The 21,200-nt window shown below is 69.1% G+C and carries 16 protein-coding genes; 11 read left to right on the forward strand and 5 right to left on the reverse strand.

Annotation, left to right across the window (positions count from 1 at the left end; all coding sequences use genetic code 11):
- The first annotated feature begins 259 nt into the window (after positions 1 to 259).
- The 11 genes from EAO75_RS14705 (at position 260) to EAO75_RS14755 (ending at position 17,407) form a co-directional block, all read left to right on the forward strand.
- On the forward strand, positions 260 to 454 hold the full coding sequence (locus EAO75_RS14705) for a ribbon-helix-helix protein, CopG family (protein ID WP_147995503.1): 195 nt from the start codon (positions 260 to 262) through the stop codon (positions 452 to 454).
- Positions 451 to 843 (forward strand): type II toxin-antitoxin system death-on-curing family toxin, encoded by a 393-nt coding sequence (locus tag EAO75_RS14710; RefSeq protein ID WP_147995504.1) that lies wholly within the window; start codon positions 451 to 453, stop codon positions 841 to 843. Before EAO75_RS14705 ends, EAO75_RS14710 begins: the two co-directional genes overlap by 4 nt.
- Positions 844 to 1,325: 482 nt before the next feature.
- Positions 1,326 to 4,691 carry a type ISP restriction/modification enzyme gene (locus EAO75_RS14715; protein WP_261989290.1) on the forward strand — a complete coding sequence of 1,122 codons (3,366 nt, stop codon included), beginning with the start codon at positions 1,326 to 1,328 and terminating at the stop codon, positions 4,689 to 4,691.
- 253 nt (positions 4,692 to 4,944) lie between these two features.
- Positions 4,945 to 6,477 carry a TIGR02677 family protein gene (locus EAO75_RS14720; protein WP_261989291.1) on the forward strand — a complete coding sequence of 511 codons (1,533 nt, stop codon included), beginning with the start codon at positions 4,945 to 4,947 and terminating at the stop codon, positions 6,475 to 6,477.
- A complete protein-coding gene (locus EAO75_RS14725; protein ID WP_147995507.1) occupies positions 6,474 to 7,820 on the forward strand; it encodes a TIGR02678 family protein in 1,347 nt (448 codons plus the stop codon). The genes EAO75_RS14720 and EAO75_RS14725 overlap by 4 nt, the downstream gene beginning before the upstream one ends.
- Positions 7,817 to 11,974, forward strand: coding sequence for a TIGR02680 family protein (locus tag EAO75_RS14730; RefSeq protein WP_147995508.1), 4,158 nt, complete (start codon positions 7,817 to 7,819; stop codon positions 11,972 to 11,974). Before EAO75_RS14725 ends, EAO75_RS14730 begins: the two co-directional genes overlap by 4 nt.
- The gene (locus EAO75_RS14735; RefSeq protein ID WP_147995509.1) at positions 11,971 to 13,221 is read left to right on the forward strand and encodes a TIGR02679 family protein; all 1,251 of its coding nucleotides are present in this window, start codon (positions 11,971 to 11,973) and stop codon (positions 13,219 to 13,221) included. The genes EAO75_RS14730 and EAO75_RS14735 overlap by 4 nt, the downstream gene beginning before the upstream one ends.
- A gap of 568 nt (positions 13,222 to 13,789) precedes the next feature.
- Positions 13,790 to 14,164: a hypothetical protein gene (locus tag EAO75_RS14740; protein WP_261989292.1), complete on the forward strand. Its 375-nt coding sequence runs from the start codon at positions 13,790 to 13,792 to the stop codon at positions 14,162 to 14,164.
- Positions 14,165 to 14,380: 216 nt separating this feature from the next.
- Entirely contained in the window at positions 14,381 to 14,812 is a 432-nt protein-coding gene (locus EAO75_RS14745; RefSeq protein WP_147995511.1) for a hypothetical protein, read from the forward strand.
- Positions 14,813 to 14,954: 142 nt separating this feature from the next.
- Positions 14,955 to 16,112, forward strand: coding sequence for a PLP-dependent cysteine synthase family protein (locus EAO75_RS14750; protein ID WP_147995512.1), 1,158 nt, complete (start codon positions 14,955 to 14,957; stop codon positions 16,110 to 16,112).
- Positions 16,109 to 17,407, forward strand: coding sequence for an MFS transporter (locus tag EAO75_RS14755; RefSeq protein ID WP_147995513.1), 1,299 nt, complete (start codon positions 16,109 to 16,111; stop codon positions 17,405 to 17,407). Before EAO75_RS14750 ends, EAO75_RS14755 begins: the two co-directional genes overlap by 4 nt.
- A gap of 134 nt (positions 17,408 to 17,541) precedes the next feature.
- Here EAO75_RS14755 and EAO75_RS14760 read toward each other — a convergent pair whose 3' ends face one another.
- From EAO75_RS14760 to EAO75_RS14780, 5 genes are all read right to left on the reverse strand, one after another.
- Entirely contained in the window at positions 17,542 to 18,711 is a 1,170-nt protein-coding gene (locus EAO75_RS14760; RefSeq protein WP_147995514.1) for a GTP-binding protein, read from the reverse strand.
- A 5-nt stretch (positions 18,712 to 18,716) separates the two neighbouring features.
- Positions 18,717 to 18,887 (reverse strand): 50S ribosomal protein L32, encoded by a 171-nt coding sequence (gene rpmF / locus EAO75_RS48565; protein WP_147995515.1) that lies wholly within the window; start codon positions 18,885 to 18,887, stop codon positions 18,717 to 18,719.
- Positions 18,888 to 19,123: 236 nt separating this feature from the next.
- Positions 19,124 to 19,609: a DUF5990 family protein gene (locus tag EAO75_RS14770; protein ID WP_147995516.1), complete on the reverse strand. Its 486-nt coding sequence runs from the start codon at positions 19,607 to 19,609 to the stop codon at positions 19,124 to 19,126.
- Between the two features lie 40 nt (positions 19,610 to 19,649).
- Positions 19,650 to 20,624 (reverse strand): alkylmercury lyase family protein, encoded by a 975-nt coding sequence (locus EAO75_RS14775; protein ID WP_147995517.1) that lies wholly within the window; start codon positions 20,622 to 20,624, stop codon positions 19,650 to 19,652.
- A 14-nt stretch (positions 20,625 to 20,638) separates the two neighbouring features.
- Entirely contained in the window at positions 20,639 to 21,019 is a 381-nt protein-coding gene (locus tag EAO75_RS14780; protein ID WP_147995518.1) for an ArsR/SmtB family transcription factor, read from the reverse strand.
- Positions 21,020 to 21,200 lie beyond the last annotated feature (181 nt).

Below are 21,200 nucleotides of genomic sequence, written 5' to 3' on the forward strand. Positions count from 1 at the left end.
TCGAATATCGGAAGCCTCAACCTCGCGGAACTCTCTGGCCCCGGGCCGCGCGGACCGGGGCCGTCGGCATGGGGCAAGGACTCCGGTTCGGGGGTCCGACTGCACCTCGCCAGCGGCGGCGCGTGCTGCTACCTCGTCGCACGCGCCCTGGAACCGAGAGCGCGGCCCGACCGGGCCACAATGGACGGCGCCGTGGTCCGAGGTCTTGAGTGGCTGGTATCACCTCGCCACCTAGATACCAGTCCGGTATCATCGCCGTATGGCGATGACACTCCGACTCCCCGACGACCTTGACGCGAAGCTCACCGAGCGGGCTCGTCGGGAGCGCCGCAGCAAGCAGGAACTTGCCATCGAGGCCATCCGTGACGCCCAGAATCGGGCCGAGCTGAAGGTCGATGACGTCCTGGCCGAGCTCATGGACAGCGATGCGGAGATCCTGGATTACCTGAAGTGACCGAAGTGCGCTACATCCAGATCGACGAGATCCTGGCCATCGCTCGCACGGTCAACGATACCGAGCACAGCGTGCGTGACATGGGACTTTTGGTGTCGGCGATCGAACGGCCACGGACGAACGTGTTCGGGGCCGAGCTGTATCCCACGCTGCACGAGAAGGCGGCGGCACTGCTGCACTCCGTTGCCCGCAATCACGCGCTGATCGATGGCAACAAGCGCACCGCCTGGCTTGCCATGCGTGTCTTCCTGCGGCTCAACGGCGTCAGCGCCAGTACCGTCCCGCCACCCGTCTCCATTGCCGGCCCGTTCGTCGAGGAAGTCGCGCAGGACAACATCGATGTACCGGCCATTGCCAAGCGCCTGTCGGCCTGGTTCCCCGTTTCCTGACGTTCGACGTCGTGAGGTACGGAACGGAATGAGGTTCCGTGAGCGGTGCTGGCTCCTGGCAGTCCGCCGGGCGGACTGATCCCGTTCTTGTGGGACCCGTTCGTTCAGCAGGTTGATTCGTATGCTTTCGCGAGACAGCGGGTCCGCTCGGCGCGGAAATGGCGTCCCGAGAGAGCCTTCCCGTTTGGGCGGCAGGCAAGGTCCACATCGGCTACGGCGGTCTCTTCCCAACCAGCACCCGCCCCTCTTTTCCCAGCGGTCGCGGAACGCGCCGTCCGTGCCCCTCGCGCGCCCCCCGTGCGCACTGAGCCGGTCCTTTCGCCTCCAACAAGCTGTGTCTGCGGTGATCCATCGTCCGCGTCCGCAACTTGGAGGGGGACAAGATGCCAGAGGAGTGGATACGGGCTCTCGTTGCGGACTTTGGATCCGAGTGCAGGGAGCGGCTGAGGGTCAGCGACACGGAGGCGTCCATCAGCCTGCCGGTGGCGAAGCTCGTGGAGACTTTCGGGGCGCGCTGGAAGCTGAGTCCTCGCCTTCATCCTGAGTATCCCTTGCCCGAGGCTCGGGTGCGTCCGGACTACGCGGTGGAGACATCGGGGCGCATCACCGGCTTCCTCGAGCTGAAAGCCCCCGGGCACGACGTCACGCCTGACGGCTTCACGAAGCGGGACCGGGAGCAGTGGGAGCTGATGCGTCGGCTGCCCAACGTGCTGTACAGCAACGGTCACACCTGGTGCCTTTATCGGGGCGGTTCGCGGCCTCTCCGCACGGTTCGGCTCGAAGGTGATCTGTACCGGTCCGGCAACCGGTTGCGTACCAGCGAGGTCGACGGAGCGGCGTTTCGGGATCTCCTGCGGGAATTTCTCGGGTGGCAGCCCCAGCGCATCACCAGTGTCAGCCAGTTGGTGTCGTCTATTGCTCCGCTGTGCCAGTACCTGCGAGAGGAGGTGCTGGAGCAGCTCGCTCTCGAACGCAGAGCGCCAGACGGTCCTCGCAGCCGGCGGCGGGATCCCAAGCCCTTCACCGCCTTGGCGCACCACTGGAGCAAGGTGCTCTTCCCCTCAACCGATGGGCAAGACCCCGACCACCTCTTCGCCGACCGTTACACCCAGACGATCGCCTTCGCCCTGCTGCTGGCCCGTATCGAGAACGTACCGCTCGCCGACCGCAACTTCAGCGACCTTGCACGTGAGTTGAAGGCCGAGAACACGGTCATGGGTCGAGCCCTGCAGTTGCTGACGGAGACGGTGGACGCCGAGTTCGCCCGCCGAATCGACACGCTCGTGCAGGTCATCGATGCTGTCGACTGGGAGGCGATCCGAGCCCGGACGCCCGATGCCCACGTTCATCTCTACGAGGATTTCCTCCAGGAATACGACCGCGAGCTGCGTAAACGCTCCGGCACGTACTACACCCCGCCCCGTCTGGTGAAGGAGATGGTTCGCTTCACCGACGCCGTCCTGCGCACCCGCCTGGGCTGTGCGGAGGGCTTCGCGGACGAGCAGGTGACGATCGTCGACCCCGCCATGGGCACCGGCACATTCCTCAGCGAGATTATCGACAGGGTCGCTGAAGAACGCTCCCGTCGAGGGGAAGGCTTTCGCGGCGAAGCGGTGGAACAGCTGGCGGGCCGGCTGATCGGCTTCGAGCGTCAGATGGCTGCCTTTGCGGTCGCCCAGATGAGGATCACCCAGACCCTCCGCAAGCAAGTCACCGACACTCAACTCGGCGATCTGCGACTCCATCTCGCCGACACCCTCGCGGATCCGTATGAGAGGGCCACGCTCTTCACGTTCCTGCCCGATGGCGATCCTCTGGTCGAGAACACCCGCAAGGCGGACTGGATCAAGCGCGAGCAGAAGGTCACCGTCATGATCAGCAATCCGCCGGACCGGGAGAGAGCCGAGGGGGAGGGCGGCTGGGTGGAGAGAGGCCGCGAGGGGGATGACAGAGCACCTCTGCTTAATGCCTTCCGCCTCGGGGGCAGGAACGGAGTGCACGAGAACAAGCTCAAGAACCTGTACGTCTACTTCTGGCGCTGGGCCGCCTTCAAGGTCTTTGAGCAGCACCGTTCCGAGTCGGACCGCGGAATCATCGCCTTCATCAGTACCGCGGGCTTCCTCAGCGGGCCTGGTTTCGAAGGGATGAGGAAGTATCTGCGTGAGACTTGTTCGGAGGGCTGGATCATCGACCTCAGCCCGGAGGGCATCCAGCCGCCGGTGCGGACACGCCTCTTCGAAGGTGTGCAGCAGCCCTTGGCGATCGCCGTGTTCGTCCGCAGCAGGGCCGAGACCACACCCGCCCACATCAGGTACTTCGCCCTCGACGGCAGCACTCGCGAGGAGAAGTACACACAGCTCGAAGCCCTTGGGCCGGACAGCGACCAGTGGCGGTCGGTGCGCCAGGCCGCCCGGGCCCCGTTCATGCCCGCGGCACAGGGAGCCTGGGACACATATCCCGCGTTGGACGATCTGCTGCCATGGAAAGTGCCTGGCATACTGCCGAAGCGCACATGGGTCTACTCCCCGGACCCTGACACGCTGCGTTCCCGGTGGCGGAGACTGACCGCCGAGACGGATATCGCCGAGAAGCGCGCCCTGTTCAGGGAAACCCACAGCCGTACCATCGACCGGCAGGTCAAACCGCTCCCAGGCTCGGCACAGCCACACCAGCCGATGCTGGAGGCGGGCCCCGAGTGTCCGGAGCCGGTGCTTTTCGCCTTCCGCCCCTTTGACCGGCACTGGATCATCCCGGACAACAGGGTCCTCGACAGATGCTCGCCACAACTGTGGGAGAGCCGGGCCGAGGGACAGATCCACATCGTGGAGCAGCACTCCGATCGTTTCGGCGACGGCCCCGCCACGCTGTTCACGGCGCTTATGCCGGATATGGATCACTTCGCCGGCTGGGGAGGCGGCAGAGTGATTCCCCTTCTGCAGAGAGACGGTACCCCCAATGTGACCCCCGGCCTTCTCCAGCACCTTCGCAACTCCTTCGGTGGGGTGCTTGTCACCGCTGAGGACTTGGCCGCGTACATCGCCGCGATCACGGCTCACCCCGGATTCCGGTCCCGCTTTGACGACGAACTCATAACCAACGGCGTCCGCGTACCCCTCACAGGCGACGCCGCCCTGTGGTCGGAGGCGCTGCACATCGGGCGGAAGGTGATCTGGGCCTCCACCTTCGGAGAGAGGCTCGTGGACCCGGTGGTGGGGAGGCCCGGCGGACCCCAGGAGGTCTGGACGACCGCACAGCCGGCGATCACGTACCAGAGACAGGTCGGCAGGGACGAACTACCCGAGAGTTTTGTATACGACCCCGACCGTCTGGAACTCCATTTCGGCCAAGGTGTTTTCGGGCCCTTGACTCAACAAATGCGGGATTACCAGGTCAGTGGACAGAACGTTCTCGACGGCTGGCTGAAACGCAGGACGGGACCGCCGTCTCGCAGGGCCGTCAGCGAGCTGGACCGCATCCGGCCCGAGCGGTGGCTGCCTGCCTGGAGCGAAGAACTCCAGTATGTGCTGGCCGTCCTGTGGCATCTGGTCGAGCTGCAGTCGGCTCAGAACGAGCTGCTCGACCGTGTTCTCATGGCACCACTGGTCAGCGTTGCCGAGTTGCAACGCCGGAACGTCCTGCCGGTCCCGGACACCGCCCGTCGTTCCGCGCCCGCACCGCTACAGACCGACCTCATCCCCGGCACCGAGGGAATCGAGGCGCGCGAGCCGCACGCCGTAAGGCCACTCACCGCAGAAGGGAGTTCTTCGGCCGGCGCTCCCACGCGGCCACGGAGGAGCAGGAATTCCGGCGCCACGCAGTCGTCCCGTAGAAAGCGACAAGATCCGTAGAGCTCTTGATGACGGTGACGCGTCTGCTCACGGACTGGACCCTGCTCCTGCTCCTGCACGGAGACGAGGAGCGGAACGCCTTCGCCGTCGAGCCTGAAAGGGCATCGGCCATGAGACCGCCCGATTCTCGCCGGTTGAAACCGCTGATCCGTGACTCGCCCTTGAATGTCAGCACCGCCCTCTACGGTGGAGATCCGGATGCCGCCGAGGCAGCGGGGGAAGGGCGACAGGCGTGCGCAGGGTGCCACCGGAGATGTTCCGGTTCACGACGGTGGAGAGATCCGATCTGTACGGGGCAGTGCTGGATGTCTTCGGCATGGCCGGCGAGCACCTGGAGACGGCGCTCGGGCTCGACGTGGTGCGAGAGCGGCTGCGCGGGGTCGGCTGGGTGGCGGCGGTTGAGAATGAGGATCTACATGAGGCGCTCAGGAGACTTGTGCAGTGGGAGCTCTTGGATGTGGTGCACAACCACGCGGAGAACTACCGCACGGCCGAGGAATATGAACGGCGCAACCTGCAGTATTCGCTGACCCGCCGGGGCGAGGCTGCTCTTGCCGGAGTGCGGCACGCGCTTGAGGTTCTGGCTTCCACGGGCGCGCTGCAGACGGCCGTGCTGGAGGCGATCGCCGATCGGCTCGACGAGCTGTGCCTGCTCTCCGGTGAACCCGCGTCGGCTGATCGACGGATCTTCAGCACGCTGCGGGAGCTGGAGGGGCATCTGGACGCTCTGGTGGAGAACACCAAGGCGTTCAACGGCGAACTGCAGCGCCTCTTGCGCGCCGAGGGCGCGGATCTGGAGGTGTTCCGTGAGGTCAAGGCTGCCACGGTCGCGTATCTGCAGGAGTTCCTGGTAAACCTCGACCGGCGCGGGCAGGCGGTCGCCGCTGCCGTGGCTCGAGTGGAGGAGCGGGGGACCGCCGTACTGCGCGAGCGGGCCCTGCGCGGGGCAGAGCTCCCGCCGGTGGCCGGTGGGGATCCCGCGGCCGGCTGGCTGGAGAGCAGGCGGGCGCGCTGGGCGGGCCTGCGTGCGTGGTTCCTGGCGGACGACGGTGCCCGACCTCGGATCGAGCAGCTGCACGACATAGCCCGGCGGGCCATCGTCTCGCTCTTGCAGGTTCTGGAGCGGATCAACGAGTCGCGGCGCCGCTCATCCAGCGCCGTGCAGGACTTCCGGGAACTGGCACGCTGGTTCGCGGCGGCCCCCGCGGAAGAGGACCTGCACCGGCTGTGGTCGGCGGCCTTCGGGCTCGGTTCGGCCCGCCATGCTCATCTCGCCCACTCCGACCCTGAGCTGATCCCGTCGTCCCATTCCTGGTCCGAGGCCCCACCGGTGGAGGTGTCGGCGCTGCTGCGGACCAGTGGACGGACGGAGCGGTTCACTCGCACGGCCAAGGTGCGGGACGTTGCGGCTGTCAGGGCGGAGCGTGCCGAGCGGGCTCGCGCGGAGCGAGCGGAACTCGCACGCGCCTGGCAGGTGCTGGAGACAGTGGGACCTGTTCGTCTTTCCACCTTCGGCACGTTGGATCCCGCTGTCTTCGACCGTTTGCTCGACCTGTTTGGCCGTGCCCTGGCCGCCCGGCCGGACGCGAGCGGTTTGAGGCGCGCCACGACGGGAGKCGGCCGGGTTGAGATCGCTCTGGCACCGCCTTCCGATGAGCGCACCGCCGTACTGCACACCGCGAAGGGCTCACTGACCGGACCGGACTACGTCGTCCACATCACAGCGGCGGGTGGAGCGAGCGTCTCCTCGGCCCTCCGTGCCACGGCGCAGGAGGCCGCAGGATGAGCACCCTCGCCAACCAGCTGGCCGCCGCGGAACGGGAGGAGGTCGCCCGCGCCATCCGTCTCCTCCTGGCCCGCCCCCTTCTCACCGAGACTGCCGACCCGACTGGCTTCGAACTGGTACGACGCCGTCGCGAGCCGCTGGCCCAGTGGTTCGACTACACCTGCGGCTGGAGCCTGGTGGTGGAGCCTCGCCGAGGCTACGCCCGCCTCACCAAGGTGCGCGCCAACCCGGACGGCTCCCGCCCGGCTCGTAGAGCGCGTTCCGGCAGGGCCCCGTTCGACCGTCTGCGGTACGTGCTGCTGTGCGTGACCGCGGCCGAGTTGCTGTCGATGCCGATGACAACTATTGGCATGCTCGCCGACCGTGTCGTGCAGGCCACGGCGGCCGACCGGGCACTGGCCGCGTTCGCCCCGGTCCACAAGCCGGAGCGGATGGCATTCGTCGATGTCCTGAAGTTGCTGGAGTCGTACGACGTGCTGCGCGCGGTGGATGGTACGACCGAGGCGTACGTCGAGTCCGCGGAAGCCAAGGTCCTCTACCGCGTGGACACCACCCTGCTGATGCGGTTGCCCGCCGCGCCCGTCGGCGCCTCCCGACTCGCCGTACCCCCGGACGAGGTGCCCGCGCGGTTCGAGGAACTCCTCACCGGCCTGGTGGGGGAACGCCGCTACGGCGGCGCGGTCGTCGACGGGACGGCCGACGAGACGCACAGCGAGAGCGCCGCCACTGATGCACAACGCAATCTGAGGCTGCGCCACTCGGTGCTGCGCCGCCTCTTCGACGACCCCGTGCTGCACCGGGCCGACCTCGCCGAGGACGAGCTGGCCTACATCTCGTCTCTGACTGGACGTCAGATCCTGCGTCGATCGGTCGAACAGGCAGGCTTCCTCTTGGAGGAACGTGCGGAGGGCTTCCTGCTCGTGGACCCGGATGGGATCGCCACCGATGTCCGCTTCCCCGACGGCACTTCCACTGCCAGGGTGGCCGCACTGCTCCTTCTGGAGCCGCTCTGCGCCACGCCCGCCGGAATGCTGCCCGAACAGCTCACCGAGGCTGGAGCGGGTCTGCTGCGGCGCTTCCCGCGCTGGGCCAAGGCGTATCAGTCCGAGGACGGCGCGGTCCGGCTTTCCGAGGACGCGATACGCGTCCTGCGTGATGTCGGGCTCGTCCGCGCGGCCGGGAGGCGTGTCGTCGCATACCCGGCCGCGTACCGCTATCGCTTGACGGAGACGACGAGTCCGGATCCGGATGACAAGCTCGGACCGGGGTGGGACGTGAGCGAGCGCGAGAGGGCAGGCGCCGTGGTTTCTGGTGGCGTTACGGCAGAAGGGGACCAGCAGTGAGTGTGACAGAGCTTCCGGTCCCGCGGCGGCCCGAGTCTGCCGAGTCGCCTGCGACACCGGCGACGGCGGTAGATGCGGCCCGCAGCCGCTGGCAGCCGCACCGCGCGGGCATCCTCAACGTTTGGCGCTACTACGACGAGACCTTCACTTTCCATCAGGGCCGCCTGCTGCTCCGCGGCCAGAACGGTTCGGGCAAGTCCAAGGCGCTTGAGCTTCTTCTGCCCTTCCTCTTCGACGCCAGCCTGCGTCCCAACCGCCTGTCCACGTTCGGTGGTTCGGAACGCACCATGCACTGGAACCTGCTTGGCGAAGGCGCCGTCGGCAAGACCCGTGTCGGGTATGTGTGGATGGAGTTCCGCCGCGTCGGCGACGATGGCGCCGAGCGGTGGTTCGGCTGTGGTGCGCGTCTGCAGGCGAGCGTGCACACCAGCGGGGCACACGCTGACTACTTCACCACCGGCTCCAGGATCGCCCACCCCACCGGCGTCCTCCTCGTCAACGAGGCGGGACAGCCGCTGACACGCGCAGCTCTGGTCGAGGTACTGCGCGACCGCGGCGACGTCCATGCCTCGGCCACCGACTACCGCACGGCTGTACGACGTGAATTGTTCGCCTGTATGGGGGAGCAACGTTATGAGTCGTTGTTGTCCGCCCTGCTCCAGTTGCGCCAGCCCAAACTGTCCGAACGGCTCGATCCGTCCCTGCTCTCCATCCTGTTGTCCCGCGCCCTTCCCCCACTGGACGAAGGCGAGATCGCTGAACTCGCCGAAGGATTCGAGCGGCTGGACCGCCAGCGCGAACACCTCAAACGGCTCGACGACGAGGTGACAGCGGCACAGACCGTCGCATCCCGGCAGCGCGCCTACGCACGACGTGTCCTGCGTGCTGGCTCGGCCGCGCTGATCTCGGCGACCACGGAGATGGACGACCTCACCCGCGCCGCCCGCCAGAGCGCCGAGGAACTCGAACAGGCTCTGACAGAACGGGACTCCGCTCAGGCCCGGCGCGAGGAACAGGAACTGCGCGCGCACGCCCTGGAGGAGACCGTCGAGGGGCTGCGCGAGAGCGACGCGTACAAGCAGGGCGAGGAACTCGACCGGCTCCGCCGGCGTACGCAAGAAGCGGCAGCCGTCGCCGGACGACAGCGTGCCACTGCGCAGGCCACTCAGATCAGCGCGGAGCAGGACCAGAGCTACGCCGACGAGGCGGCGGCCCAGGCCCGCACCTTCGACGAGCACGCGCGCGAAGCCGCCGAGGAAGCACGCCGGTCGGCCCGGGCGGCGGGTATGGAGTCGATCCATCATGAGGTGAAGACGCTTCTAGACACGGATTCCGTACGAAACCTCGCAGACAGCCCGGACCACGAGGCCGGTGGGCGTCGGCCCTTGGGCTCCGCCGGTTCACGCACGCCGGGCGAGAACGGGGCACGACAGGCCCGCGGGCTGCTGCGGGGTGCGGTCACCGCCCGCCGCCAGCAGGTCGCCCTCATCACCGAAGCGATGGACGAGCACGACCGAGCGGTACGCGACCGGGGCGCCGCCGAGAGTCTGCTGGACGAAGCCCGTACCCGGCTTGCGGAGGCGATCGCCCAGCGGGACGAGGCGTCCGAAGCCTGGGACGGTGCCCTTGCCGTACAGGCGGAACGGCTGCTCGGCTGGGCCGGCGACTGCGCGGAACTGTGCATAGCCGAGGTTGGGGAACTGGCGGACAGAGCCGCGTCCGAGGCCGAGGTGACGGCACTGGTCGAAGCCGCCGCACGCCCGCTGGAACAAGAGATCGCCACAGCGGAGGCCACTGCGCGAGCGGCATGTAGGGAGCTGCGGGACGAGCGGAGTCGACTTGAGGCGGAAGTTCGACGGCTGAGCCACGAGACCGACCTGCCGCCTTTGCCCCCTCCTACCCGCACCGCCATCCGCACTGCGACGGCGGGCGCACCTTTGTGGCGACTGGTCGCCTTCCACGAAGGTGTTCCGGTTCCCGTTCAGGCTGCGGTGGAGGCGGCACTGGAGGCATCGGGCCTCCTGGATGCGTGGGTCAGCCCCTACGACGGGATCACGCTGCCGGGGCACGACACCCGAGCCGAGGCGGCCTTGGCCGCGACCGCCTCGGGGCCCAGTCTGCTGGAGGTGCTGAAACTCGAGGAGGACATCCCCGTCCCGGTCGACACCGTGACCCGTATCCTCGCCGGTGTCGCGTACGGCACTTCACTGCCCGGCGGTCACCCCGCGGCCGTCTCCGCCGACGGTGCCTGGCGTCTCGCGCTGGCCACCGGAACGTGGAGCAAGCCGGAACCCGCTTACATCGGTGCCCTCGCGCGGCAACGGGCCCGGCAGCGCAGGATCGGTGAACTGACCGAGCACATCAGCGAGACGAACGCCTCCCTCGCCACGCTCGACGACCAACTGCGCGGCCTCGGCGCTCGCCGCGCCCGGCTGGATGCAGACCGCGCGGCGCGACCCGACCACCGGGAACTTGACGCCCGTCGGCGCGACTGGGACCGAGCCGAGGAGAAGGTGGCTGCCCGGGACGATGCCGTGCGCGACGCGGCAGCCCATTTGGCCCGGTGCGAGACCAAGGTGGCAGGTGACCTGGGCACGCTCAGCCGTCGGGCCGCGGAACACGGACTTCCCACCGATCGTGACCGGTTGCATAAGCTCTCCTCCGACATCGACAGGTTCAGGGACCTCGCCGACAGTTGGGTGGACGCCCGTCTCACCGCGACCGCTGCCGCCGACAGGGCTTGTCAGACCACCGCGCAGGCAGACCGCTCGCGCCGAGCCGCCGAGGAACAGGCCGAGACCGCCGCTGCCGCCGAAGCCGAGGCGACGGGACTGACGGCGCGCCTGGAGGCGGTGGAGGCCACCGTCGGCGAGGACTACCGGCAGATCGTCGCACGCGTCGCCGAGGCGCGCGCCGAACTGCGGCGCTGCCGTGAGGAGGTGAGCCGTGCGGCCGATCTCCTCCTGCGCCTCGAAGGCCGTATCGGAGGGCTGCGGGCAACCAGTGGCCAGGACGCCGAACGACGGGAACAAGCCGTCGCCACCCGGGACCGCGCGGCGCACCGGTTCCGGCATCTGTGTCTGGTGGGGCTCGCGGAGGATGCGGGTATCGCACCGGAACTCGAATCCGGAGACGGCGCGAAGGCCACTCTGGAGGCCGCCCGTGCCACAGCGGCGAAGTGGTCCGGCATCCCGCACGCCCCACGCAACCTGGGCGATGCCGCGACCCGCCTTTCCGAAGCGGTCCACGAAGCCCGCCAGCGCCTCGGTGCCCGTGCCGACCTGGATCTGGAGCCCGACGACGAGATCCAGCTGTTCACCGCCACCCTGGACGGTATGCGGGTGGGTGCGACGGGCCTCCTCACCACGCTCACCCAGGAGCGCGATCGCAGTAGTTACGACATCACCACCGCCGAGCGGAGCCTCTTCGACCAGATCCTCACCGGCGACATCCGTCGTCACCTCGCCGCCCGCATCCGTCAGGCCGCGGAACTCGTCGACCGCATGAACGGGCACCTGGAGGGGGTTCGTACCGCCTCTAACGTCGCCGTCCAGCTTGTCTGGGACGTCCGTCCGGATCTCCCGGAGGATACCCGCACCGCCCGTCAGCTGCTGCTCAAGGACCCCGGCCGGGTCAACGAGACCGACCGGGAAGCCCTTCACGCGTTCTTCCGGGCCCGTATCGAGGAGGCCAAGGGCAGCGACACGGCCGCGAGCTGGGAGGAGCAGCTCGGCGAGGTGCTCGACTACACCGCTTGGCACCGCTTCACCGTGCGCCTCGATCGGGCGAACGGAACCGGCTGGCAGCCGCTGACCAAGAAGCTGCATGGCGCGCTCTCCGGCGGAGAGAAGGCCATCGCTCTTCACCTGCCGCTGTTTGCCGCCGTCGCCGCTCACTACGAGGCCGTGCCGCTGGCACCCCGTCCCATCCTGCTCGACGAGGTCTTCGTCGGCGTCGACGCCGTCAACCGCGGGCAGGTCTTCGCCCTGCTCACCGCGCTCGACCTTGATCTCATGGTCACCTCCGACCACGAGTGGTGCACCTACGGCGAACTACCCGGCATCGCTGTCCACCAACTCCTCACCGACGGGGACGACGACGCTGTCACCAGCGCTCGCTTCGTCTGGAACGGCACCGGTTTGGAGGCGGGATGACCCACACGGAACCGGCCCTAGGTGAAAGCACTCTGCGCCGTCCCGAGCTCCGCTCGCTCTGGCAGACGGTCCACAGCCGACTGTCCTCCGGCCGCCCCGTCACACGGGTGCGCCTCGGACCGCTTGACGAAGCTCAGCGCGAGGCTCTTGCCGACCTTCTGGGGCTGGACCGCCTGCCGGATCCTCACCCTTCCGTCTCGCTGGCCCGCCTGGAAGAGGCCGTCACCGAGCTGTCCGGCTTCTCGGTGCGTGAAACCGTCACCGAACTCGTAGGTCCCCTCGACGATCGCGCGACAGATCGACGCCGTAAGGAAGACGAACGTGCCGAGCTGTGGGCATGGTTGAACGGTCATGCCACCGTACGGGCCCAGCCCGCGCTTGCCGACTGGACCGCGTCGTGCCGAGCCACCGGCATGGTCGGTGGCTCACCGGAACTGACCCGAAACCTGCTGGCAGACGCGTTGACGGTGCTCGCGGAACTCCCGGCCCAGGCCGAGCCCCTGCCCGTCTTCGCTGCCCGGGTCCTGAGGGGCGACTCCCACGCACTCGACGACGGTACCCGCCTGTCCACACTCGTCCTTCGTGCTCTGGCGACTCTTCACGACACCGCCGCGCCGGAGTCCGCGGCGGACCGGCGCGCCCTGTGGACTCGCGCCGGCATCGCCGACGACGACCTGTCGTCCGCCGTTCTCGTCGCTGGACTACGCCCGGCCGGTGACGGTCCGCTCGCCCGTGTGGCCCGTGTCTGTACCGAGGCCGGTCAGGCCGCCAGCCTGACCCTCGCCCAACTGCGGTCCCCGGGCGAGTTCACCCTCGCCTCCGATCCCGCACCCATCGTCCACTCCGTTGAAAACCCCAGCATCCTGGCTCTGGCCGTACGCCGCTTCGGTCCGGACTGTCCGCCGCTCGTGTGCACATCCGGCTGGCCCAACAGCGCGGCCATCCACGTCCTCCGCCTTCTCGCGGATCAGGGCGCTCTCCTCCGCTACCACGGCGACTTCGATGGCGAAGGCATCCGTATCGCCGCCTATCTTCTGGACAAGACGCCAGCTCGACCCTGGCGCATGACGGCGGCGGACTACCGGGCCGCGGTCGCCCGCACACCGCACGGACCTGAGCCCGGCCGACTCACCGAGGCTCCCTGGGACCCAGAGCTGACCCGTGCCATGGCCGAACACGGTACCGCCGTGGTCGAGGAACTGGTGGCCGGCGTCCTGTTGGCGGACCTGATCGAAGCGGCTGGTTGAGTAAGCTGGTCCGGCCAGTCGTGGCGCTCATTTGACGCTCTGGGTGCCCTCACGCTCCTCGGCGAGCTGAGAAAGATGCTCTGACCTGGTCTTTTCCACATCTCACTCAGGCCGACACCTTTCCGATGACGCATCATGTGGAGTGCGTCGCGATTCTGGAGCCTGCGGCAAAGGGTGTCTGACCTGCTGGTTCGTGCGGTGTGCAGGATGAGCGCTGTGGGCGTTAAGGCCGATATCTCGACGCTGAAGTGACGCTCGTGACGCCCGTTCTGATGGGCAGTCAGGTGTGCCGCGCCGCCGCTTAGTACGAACGAACCGGGAGTGGGGAGTGCTCACCGTCAGGCCGGCGCCTGGGGTGGTGCCGGTGCCCCCGGGGCGATGCTGCGTGGCGCGCCGGGTGCTCGACGAAGCGAATCGGTCATTGCCTGGCTCGTTAACGCGCTGTTGTGCGGGAGTTGGTGGATCAAGGTCAGCGGGCCGTTAGTATCACGGCGTGATTACGGCTTGGTCAGTCCCGCGCATGGTGCGGGCCCGTTTGTCTGCGGGTCCGTCGCTGTGTGTGCTGGCCATGGCCGTGCTGTTCGGCGTCGTGTTCACGCACGGACTGGACGTCGAGAGCGTCAAGGGGCATGTGGTGACCAGCGCCGCAGCGCCCGCGCAGGTGGTGCCCGAAGAGGCCCTCGGTGCAACGGAGACGCAGGTTCTGTCCCGGCCCGCCGCGATGGGCGAGCCGCATGAAGGCCACGGCCCGGCGCATCCGAGTGAGCACTGTGTATCCGGCCAGCCGCCGCAGGGACCGGTGGTGGCGCCGCCCTGCTCCGCAGCTTCGGTTGGCGCATCGACCGTTGCCCACCGTGCGTCGGTCACACTGCGCTGGGGTGAGCCCGTGCTCGTTGCCGGGCCGCCGACGTCCCTGAGATTGTCCGTGGTTCAGCAGGTCTAGAAGCCGCGTCCTCCCCTCCTGGCTGTTCCAGCCGGCCCGGCTCGACGGGCGATGAGAACGGTTCGCCGCTCCCGCGCGACACCCACCGGATCCCGCACACATGCCCGGGACCCGGCTCTGCCTCGTCGATGCCGTCCTGCCCCCACCCATGCCTGCCGCTTCCCTTCGCCATGGTTGCCGCCGTGGCCGAGGAGACGGCGGGTGCACGGAGGACCTGTGCCGACCCACTCCCGTACGCCGACGTATGCCCCGCGGGCCGTGGCCGACCCGCGCCGGCCGCGCCCACTCTCCGCTCTGCTGCACGCTGCCCTGCTGGCGGTCATCGGCCTGTGCGTGCTCGCACACGGGCCGTCCGAGGAGCCGGGGCGACCGACACCTGCCGTCACCGCGGCGTGGGCGCCGCCGGCGGGCGAAGCGTTGCCCCACGGACCGCACCGCCACCAGGGGGACGCGGAGTGCGCCGTGGACGAGGCCGTCCGTACGACCACCCAGGCGGTTCAGCAGCCGCCCGTCGACGCCGGGGCGGCGGCGCTCGTCGGTGCCCCGGCGGTCCTGGGAGGGCCGCCCGCACGCCGCCGTCCGCACCGGCGCCGCGGCAGACGTACGGGCAGGACCGCCCTCGTCCGCACGTCCCGGTGGCGCATCTAGACCTCTCGCCCGCAGCCGGCCCCGCACCGGCTGCCGCGTGACGGCCACCACGCCCGGACCGATCGTCCGCCGTGCGGCCGTGGCGCGAGATGAGCACGCACCGCGCATTCATCCGCGCATTCATCGAGCGAGAGCGAAAGAGATGCAGTCACTGCAGTCACTGACGAACAAGTCGCTGACGAACACCGCCGTCACGCCCGACCGTTCAGCCCTGTCGGCGCTGGTGGGCAACACGCCGCTGCTGCGGGTGTCGGAGCCGCTGGCACCGGCGGACCGTGGCTTCTGGGCGAAGCTGGAGGGCTTCAACCCTGGCGGGATCAAGGACAGGCCCGGTCTGCACATGGTGGAACGGGCCCGCGCCCGGGGCGAGTTGCAGCCCGGCGCCCGGATCATCGAGTCCACCAGCGGCACGCTCGGCCTGGGCCTCGCCCTGGCCGGCATGGTGTACGGCCACCCGGTCACCGTGGTCACCGACCCCGGGTTGGAGTTGTCCATGACCCGGCTGCTGACCGCCTATGGTGCCCAGGTCAATGTCGTCTCCGAACCGCACCCCACCGGCGGCTGGCAGCAGGCCCGCCGCGAACGGGTCCAGCAGCTGATGGCCCAGCACCCCGGCTCCTGGTGCCCGGACCAGTACAACAACCCCGACAACACCACCGCCTACATCCCGCTCGCCCTGGAACTGGCCACCGAGCTGGGCCATATTGACGTCCTGGTGTGCAGCGTGGGCACCGGCGGGCACTCCGCCGGAGTCTCCCGCGTGCTGAGGCAGCTCTACCCTGGGCTGAAGGTCGTCGGGGTCGACACCATCGGTTCCACGATCTTCGGCCAGCCGACCCGGCCACGGCTGATGCGGGGCCTGGGATCGAGCATCTATCCCCGCAACGTCGCCTACGAGAACTTCTCCGAAGTCCACTGGGTGGCCCCGGCCGAGGCGGTATGGACCTGCCGCCAACTGGCCGCCTCGCACTACGCCACCGGCGGGTGGAGCGTCGGTGCCGTCGCCCTGGCCGCGGGATGGCTGGCCCGCAGCCTGCCCGCGGACACCCGGATCGCGGCGATCTTCCCCGACGGCCCGCAGCGCTACCTCGGCACGGTGTTCGACGACGACTACTGCGCCGCCCACGGCCTGCTCGACGCCCCGCCCGCGCCCGAGCCGGAGGTCATCGGCCGCGCCGACGAGAAGGAGGTCACCCGCTGGACCCGGTGCACCACCGTGACCGACCCGCTCACGTCGGCCGAGCCGTCGGAGGAGACCGACGCGATGGAGGAGACCGACGCGACGGAGGAGGGCCGGTGAAGGGCACCCTCGCACAGGTCCGCACCTACGAACGCAGCGTCCAGCTGCTGATGGTCAATCAGTTCACCATCAATCTCGGCTTCTACATGCTGATGCCCTACCTGGCCGCCCACCTGTCCGGCACCCTCGGTCTGGCCGGCTGGGTCGTCGGACTCGTCCTCGGCGTAAGGAACTTCAGCCAACAGGGCATGTTCCTCGTCGGCGGGACGCTCGCCGACCGGCTCGGCTACAAGCCGATGATCGTGGCCGGATGCGTGCTGCGCACGGCCGGCTTCGCGACGCTCGGACTGGTCGACTCGCTGGCCGCGCTGATCGCCGCCTCTGCGGCGACCGGGCTCGCGGGGGCGCTGTTCAATCCCGCGGTCCGGGCGTATCTCGCCGCCGACGCGGGGGAGCGCAGGGTCGAGGCGTTCGCGCTGTTCAACATCTTCTACCAGGCCGGGATCCTGCTGGGCCCGCTTGTGGGGATGGTGTTGACCGGGGTGGACTTCCGCATCACGTGCCTGGTGGCCGCCGGGATCTTCGCGTTGCTGTCCGTCGTGCAGATCCGCGCTCTGCCTGCCCGCCGGGCCGAGGACGCCGCGCCCAAGGAGGGCCGGGGCCGGGACGGCGTATTGACCCAGTGGCGCGGCATTCTCGCCAACCGGCCGTTTCTGCTCTTCTCCGGCGCGATGATCGGCTCGTACGTCCTGTCCTTCCAGGTCTATCTGGCGCTTCCGCTGGAGGTACGGCGCCTTGGCGGGGAAGGCGAGTTCGGCACGGCTGCGGTGGCGGCGCTGTTCGCCGTTTCCGGGCTGAGCACGATCGTCGGCCAGACCCGGGTGACCGCCTGGTGCAAGGCCCGCTACGAGCCCGGCCAGGCGCTGACCCGGGGGCTGGTCTGCATGGGCCTGGCCTTCGTGCCCCTACTGCCGGCCACCGCGATGCCCGTCCCGGAGGCCGGCGGGGGACTGTGGCTGCTTGCGGCGGTACCGCCTACGCTCGCCGCGCTGCTGCTGGCGGTCGGCACGATGATCGCGTACCCCTTCGAGATGGACACCATCGTCCGCCTCTCGGGTGACCGCCTCGTCGCCACGCACTACGGCCTGTACAACACCATCTGCGGAATCGGCATCACCCTGGGGAACCTGCTCACCGGCGCCTCACTCGACGCTGCCCGCGAGGCCGGGATGCCCGCACTTCCGTGGATCTCGCTGGTAGCGCTCGGTCTGGCCTGCGCCGCCGCCCTGTACGGCCTGCACCGTACCGGCCGCCTGGCGACCCCGACGCCAGGGCCACAGCCCGTGGCCGCCTGAGCCATCGGGCGGGGGGCAGGGGCGGGCACCGCACGGTGCCTGCCCCTGCGGGGCAGTGCGTTGAGCCCGCGTGGGGCTTGTGCCTACCGGGTTGGGCAGTGCCGTGGCTGCGACCACTGCCCAACCCGGAGACTTCACATCTGCGGTACGAGTTCGGGGTGCTCGTGCTCGCAGGCGTCGTCGATGCCGTAGGTGTCCCACGCGGGGAACGGATCGGCGGCCAGAAGGATTTCGCCATCGTTCATGAGGCAGTCGGCAACGGCGGCCTGAAGAGCCTCGGTGCGCAGGCCGGTTCCGATGAAGACCAGTTCCTGGCCCCATGAGCTGTCCGCGTCCCGGGCACCGGAGGGTTCGAAGCGGGCGACGGAGCCGGCCTGTGACCACAAGCCGGTCACGCCCGGACGGCTGGCGAGCCAGAAGAACCCCTTGGAGCGCAGGACCTGTCCGAAGCGGCCGCTGTCGAGTTCCTCGGTGACGAGCGTCCACAGGCGCCCCGGGTGGAATGGCACCTGGGAGCGGAAGACCGTGCTGGAGATGCCGTACTCCTCGGTCTCCGGCACGTGATCGCCGTTGAGTTCCATGACCCAGCCCGGGGCCTGCTGGGCCCGCTCCAGGTCGAACAGCCCGGTCCCGAGCACGTCGCCGAGTTCCACGCGAGCGCGGGTGGCGGCCACGATCCGGGCCACCGGGTTGAGGCGGGTCAGTGCCGCGCGCAGCCGGTCGGCGCTCTGCGCATCGACGAGGTCGAGCTTGTTGAGCACGATGACGTCGGCGAACTCGATCTGGTCCATCAGCAGGTCGCTGACGGTGCGTTCGTCGTCCTCGTACTGGTCGAGTCCGCGTTCGGCGAGTCCGTCGCCGCGTTCCAATTCCGGCAGGAAGCCCGCGGCGTCGACGACCGTGACCATGGTGTCGAGGCGGGCGAGGTCGCCGAGGGTGGCGCCGTCGTCGCGGAGGAAGGCGAAGGTCGCTGCGACGGGCATCGGTTCGGAGATGCCGCTGGACTCGATGAGGAGGTAGTCGAAGCGGTCCTCGCGGGCGAGGCGGTCGACCTCCTCGAGCAGGTCGTCGCGCAGGGTGCAGCAGATGCACCCATTGGTCATCTCGACCAGACGCTCCTCGGTCCGCGACAGGGCGGCCTCGCCGCCGCGCACGAGTGCGGCGTCGATGTTGATCTCGCTCATGTCGTTGACGATGACCGCGACGCGCAGGCCCTCGCGGTTGCTCAGAACATGGTTGAGCAAGGTGGTCTTGCCCGCTCCGAGGAAGCCGGACAGGACGGTGACGGGCAGTCGTTCGGCCATGCCCGTCAGCCTTCGGGGCGCAGCAGACCGCGCTCGTACGCCTTGGCCAGCCGCTGCGGCACCAGGTGGGCGACGCCGTCGACCGTGATCGGCACGAGCTGCGGCGTGATCGCCTTCCACTGAGCGCGGCGGTGACGGGTGTTGCTGCGGGACATCTTCCGCTTGGGTACAGCCATGGTTCGGGTCCTCTCTGGGCGGCGCGACGCAGACGCTACATGAAAATGGATTCCATTTCTAATGCGGGCTTTGTGTCACTGCGGCATCGGGATCGCATGCCCTGCGCACCAGGGCCCCGCCAGACCGTGATGGGCGGACCGACCGATCGCACGCCGGTCGTGGCCGCCGCCTCGCCGCCGTGCACCGACGCCGGCGGAGCCGCAGCGTGCATCCGCGGCCGTGTGAGCGGTCGTTCTCAGTCCGCAGGCTCGGCGGTCCAGTCGATGCGTGGCGGTACGACCCGTGCGCACAGGGGGGTGCCGCAGGCGTCGGTCAGGCCGAGTGTGCCGACCAGTAGGCCGCTTCGTGTCCAGGCGTCGAGTACCTCGGCGGGGACGGCGTCGAGCATGAGTTTGGCTCGCCGGAACATGGTGAAAGCGCCGGCGTCGTCGACCGTGCCCCACGACAGGTAGATGAACCGGCCGCCCGGACGGCCTTGTACGTACGGGCCCTTCACGTCGATGCCGGTCGGTGTGGCGGTCGTGGTGCACTCCAGGGTCCAGGTCGCCGACGGAGCATCACCGGGTTGGGGGTCGAGGAGTTCGGCCGGGCGGTCGCGGCGCTGTACGGCGACGTGGATGTTGCGGTAGGCCGGGACGGAGCCGTCGGCGGGGACTCCGGGAGGGCAGGTCGGACCGGGCAGGTCGACGGCGTCGATGCGGATGCGCAGGGCGGCTGTCATCGTGTGGCCAGGCCGACTCGTAGGGGTGTGGTCTGCATGGTCAGGTCTCCTCGCGTCCCGGACGTGGCTGCGTCAGCAAGTGCCCGAAGATGGCTCGGCCGAGGGCCTCGGCGCGGGCCTGGTCGACGGCCCTGCCGGTGTGGTCGGGGTGCTGTTCGGCCCAAGTGCGGGCGTGGCGGCGGCTGGTGAAGAAGTTCAGGGCGCTGCAGGCGACGTCGGCAGCCGGGCCGGTGCAGCAGCGCCGACCGACGTAGACCACGGCGGTGGCGGGCTGCCAGGTCATGTGTCCGTCGGTGGAGGTGATGGAGATGGTCTCGCCGCTGATCGGATCGGCGGAGGTGATCACCGCGTCGGTGTCGAGCATGTCCGGGATGCCGAGTGCGTCGATCGCGCACATGGACCAGATCTGGGTGCCGTCGGTGAGGCGGACGCGATGGTGGGTGGGTACCGCCGAGAACGGATAGGCCGCGCGGACATGGCCCTCGTCGTCGAGGGTGAGGAAGTCCTCGACCGCGAGCTCGGCGAGTACCTCCGGCGCGGTTCGGCCGTGCGCCGCGGCCACCGCCGCCAGGTCCGGCGTCGCGGGCGCCTGCCCGGTTGCCGCGAAGTGACGGAGTATCGCCTGCTGCATGCCGCGCAGGCCGCCGGTGACCGGGGTGAGTCTGCCGCGTCCCGCCCGGCCCACCGCGTCGAGGGCGAGCCCGTCTTCGGTCGCGACGGCACTGATCAACGCATTGCGAAGGTCAGCGACACTCGGCGCTCCGTCCGTCGCCCCGTCCGGTCTCCGGTACAGGCGGCACGAGACGGAGGCCGGAGCGTCCGCCGTGGCGAACGGGTCCACGCCGTCCACCAGGACGGTGGGTGAGCCGGTCATGCCGAGGCGGGCGGCCTGTGCGTCGTCGGTGACCTCGATCCACTCGATCACGGCTTCCAGGCCGCCCAGTGCGGCGTCCAGCCGGTCGCCGACGACCGGGGCGTTGGGGCAGTCGGGCACGGTCAGCACGGTGATCCGCATGATCGGCTCCTTGCTCAGGCATCGGCGGCCGACGGGATGCGGGGGCAGCAGTCCAGCGCCGTCGCGTTGTCCGCGGCCAGAGAACGGGCCAGCAGGACGAGGTCCGCGACGCGGGGGTCGCCCACGGTGTAGCGCAGCTTCCTGCCGTCGCGGCGGGCGGTGACGTAACCGCAGTCGGCGAGGCAGGACAGGTGGATGGAGACACGTGGCTGGGAGATCCCGGCGTGCGCGACACAGTCGGCTGCGGTGCGCTCGCCGCGCAGGATGAACTCCAGCAGCTTGAGCCGGGTCGGGTCGGACAGTGCGCGGAAGAAGCGGGCCGTGGTGTCCAGGTGAGTGCAGGCGGCTGCCTCGGGTGCTGTGGGCGGTGGGGGCGGTGTGGCGGTGGACTTCATCGGTGGGGCCTCTCCCTGTGTGCCTGTGCGCCTATTCGCCTATTCGCCTGTGCACCTATTCGCCTGTACGAATAGTATGGCCGGGCACTTCTATTCGGCAACCCGAATAGGATGCGGGTGTGCGGAGTGTGCGGACCACGGGTTCGCTCAGGGAGGCGGGCTTTGGGGGGCGGGCTTTGGG

Source organism: Streptomyces sp. UW30, assembly GCF_008042075.1.
Lineage (GTDB): Bacteria > Actinomycetota > Actinomycetes > Streptomycetales > Streptomycetaceae > Streptomyces.